The sequence below is a fragment of the Sphingomonas sp. 66-10 genome (genome assembly GCF_001897045.1).
Lineage (GTDB): Bacteria > Pseudomonadota > Alphaproteobacteria > Sphingomonadales > Sphingomonadaceae > Sphingomonas > Sphingomonas lycopersici.
In genome coordinates, this window is record NZ_MKRR01000138.1 from 114,165 (window position 1) to 117,199 (window position 3,035).

The following is a 3,035-nucleotide window of genomic DNA, read 5'->3' on the forward strand; positions in this document are numbered from 1 at the left end:
TCGAGCCCCTTGGTCACGCTCTCGAAGAACGCGCCCGCCTCCACGGTCATATGCGCGTCGATTCCGGGTGCGGCGTCGGCGATCGGGCGATCGCGCGGGTCCTTGCTGTCGAGGATGCGCAGCGGATTCTTGTCGAGCCGCGCGATCGAGTCTTCGGACAGGTCGCCGCGGTGCCGCTCGAAATGCGCGACCAATGCCGCGCGCCACGCGTCGCGCGTCTCGGCGTCGCCCAATGTGTTGAGCTGGAGCGTCACCCCGTCGGCGATGCCGAGCTCGCGGAGCAACTGGTCGGCCAGGCACAGCAATTCGACATCGGCCGAGGGTTCGGGGGCGCCCAATATCTCGGCGTCGATCTGGTGGAACTGGCGATAGCGCCCCTTTTGCGGCCGCTCGTAACGGAACACCGCGCCCGCGGTGACCAGCTTCAAGGGCGCAAATTGCTGCCACCCCTCGGTGATATAGGCGCGCGCGATTCCCGCGGTGAATTCGGGGCGCAGCGTCAGCGAATCGCCGCCCTTGTCGGGGAAGGTGTACATTTCCTTCGACACGACATCGGTGGTCTCGCCGATCGAGCGCGCGAACACCTCGGTCGCCTCGAACACCGGCACGTCGACGCGGCCGAAGCAATACAGCCGGCGAACGCGCTCGAACGTGTCGAGCACCTCGGCGAAACGGCGCTGCTCGGCGCCGAAAATGTCCTGCGTGCCGCGGACGCGATTGGGGGTCTGGATACGGGCCATGATGAATCTGGGTCCCTAGGCGAGGATCGGGCGCCGCGCTAGGTGGAGCAGATGACGCAAAACGATCATTCGTGGCGGATCGGCCAGCGCATCGCGCCGGTGCGCTTCCTCGTCTTCATGGCGATCATGGCGGCGGGGGCGACCGTCGCCTGGTCCTCCGGCTTCGCGCATGGGCGCGCGCTGATGATCGGTTTCGACGCCGGGGCAGCGTTTTTCCTCATCTCGCTCTGGCCGCTGCTCGGCGCCGAAACGGTCGACATGCGCGCGCGGGCCCGCGCCAACGACGCCAATCGCGCCTGGCTGCTGGCGATCACCGCGCTGGTGACGACCGTCATCCTCGTCGTCGTCGCGGTCGAGACGACCGCGCCGCCCTCGGGCCATGTCATCGTGCTGACCATCGCGACGCTGGTGCTCGCCTGGCTTTTCTCCAACGTCGTCTATGCGCTGCATTATGCGCATCTCTATTATCTCGAGAGCGCCGGGAAAGATTCGGGCGGGCTCGATTTTCCGGGCGGGGGCGAGCCGCATTATTGGGATTTCCTCTATTTCAGCTTCACGCTCGGGATGACGTTCCAGACCTCCGACGTCGGCCTCACCGCGCAGCGGATGCGGCGGGTGGCGATCGGGCAATGCCTCGCCGCCTTCGTGTTCAACATCGGGGTGCTCGCCTTCACGATCAACGTGTTGGGCAGCGCGGGCGGACATTGAGCCGCGCGGCGCGGGCGGCTAGCCTTGCCGTTTGTTCGGGGGACTGACGTCTGATGATTCGTATCGTTGTTGCCGCTTGCCTGCTTTCCACCGCTTCCATTGCCTTCGCCCAGGTGCCCTCGGGCAATTCCGCGCCGCAGCCGGTGCCCTTCGTCGATACGATCCCGGCGCCGCGCGACGAGGCCTATCCCGGCACGATCACGCTCAATGTCGACGCGACCGACACCACGCGCGGCATCCTTCGCGTCAAGCAAACGATCCCGGTCGCCAAGGCCGGGCCGATGGCGCTGCTCTATCCGAAGTGGCTACCCGGCAATCACGCCCCGCGCGGCGAGATCGAGAAGCTCGCCGGCCTCGTGATCCGCGCCAACGGCAAGGTGCTGCCGTGGACGCGCGATCCGGTCGACGTTTATGCCTTCCACATCGACGTCCCCGCGGGGGCGAAGCAGCTCGACGTCGAATTCCAGTTCATCTCGGCGACCAAGGCCGATCAGGGGCGGATCGTCGTTACCCCGACGATGATCAGCCTCCAGCCCAATCAGGTCAGCCTCTATCCGGCGGGCTATTTCACCCGCCGCATCCCGGTGCGGATGAACGTGACCTTCCCGACCGGCTGGACCGCCGGCGGCGCGCTGCGCGCCAAGGCGACCGGCAATGTCTGGGCCTATGAGCCGACCAATTACGAGATTCTGGTCGATTCGCCGCTGCTCGCCGGGCGCTACGGCCGGGTGATCCCGCTGAGCGAACGCGTGACGCTCAACGTCTTCGCCGACGAGCCGGGCGAACTCGTCGCGACCCCGGCGCAGATCGACGCGCACAAGAGCCTCGTCGATCAGGCGATCAAGACGTTCGGATCGCAGCATTACGATCATTACGACTTCCTGCTCTCGATCACCGATCAGCTCGGCGGGATCGGGCTGGAGCATCATCGCAGCTCCGAAAACGGCGTGACCCCGGGCTATTTCGCCAAGTGGAACGAAGGGCCGGGGCGCCGCAACCTGCTGCCGCACGAATATACCCATAGTTGGAACGGCAAGTTCCGCCGCGGCGCCGACCTGTGGACGCCCGATTTCCGCACCCCGATGCGCGGTTCCTTGCTGTGGGTCTATGAAGGGCAGACGCAATTCTGGGGCTATGTGCTCCAGGCGCGATCGGGGCTCGTCTCCAAACAGGATACGCTCGATCAATATGCCATGATCATGGCGAGCTATGATTCGCAGCCCGCCCGGCACTGGCGCGATCTCGTCGACACCACCAACGATCCGGTGATCAGCGCGCGCCGCCCCAAGGGCTGGCAGAGCTGGCAGCGCAGCGAGGATTATTACAACGAGGGGCTCCTCGTGTGGATGGACGTCGATTCGCTGCTGCGCGAGCAATCGGGGGGCAAGAAATCGATCGACGATTTCGCGCGCGCCTTCTTCGGCGTCCGCGACGGCGACTGGGGCGAGCTGACCTATACGATCGACGATGTCGCGCGCACGCTCAACGCGATCCAGCCGTGGGACTGGAAGGCCTATCTTGAAAAGCGGCTGACCGAGCATGCCGCGGGCGCGCCGATCGAGGGCTTTGCGCGCAACGGCTATCGGC

Annotated in this window: 3 protein-coding genes; 2 read left to right on the plus strand and 1 reads right to left on the minus strand. The window is 65.8% G+C overall.

The features are described 5' to 3' along the window. A partial coding sequence (locus BGN95_RS19865; protein ID WP_502688321.1) for a histidine--tRNA ligase occupies positions 1–740 on the minus strand: 740 nt, incomplete at its 3' end. Between the two features lie 51 nt (positions 741–791). Between BGN95_RS19865 and BGN95_RS19870 the strand changes: the two genes are divergently transcribed. Both BGN95_RS19870 and BGN95_RS19875 read left to right on the plus strand, forming a co-directional pair. Beyond that, positions 792–1,448, plus strand: a complete 657-nt coding sequence (locus BGN95_RS19870; protein WP_179513126.1) for a DUF1345 domain-containing protein — start codon at positions 792–794, stop codon at positions 1,446–1,448. A 53-nt stretch (positions 1,449–1,501) separates the two neighbouring features. After that, positions 1,502–3,035: M61 family metallopeptidase (locus BGN95_RS19875; RefSeq protein WP_502688322.1), on the plus strand; the 1,534-nt coding region annotated here is incomplete at its 3' end.

What these genes read in the sequence shown, in the direction of transcription:
- BGN95_RS19870 (WP_179513126.1), top strand. Translation starts at nt 792, where the DNA reads ATGACGCAAAACGATCATTCGTGGCGGATCGGCCAGCGCATCGCGCCG.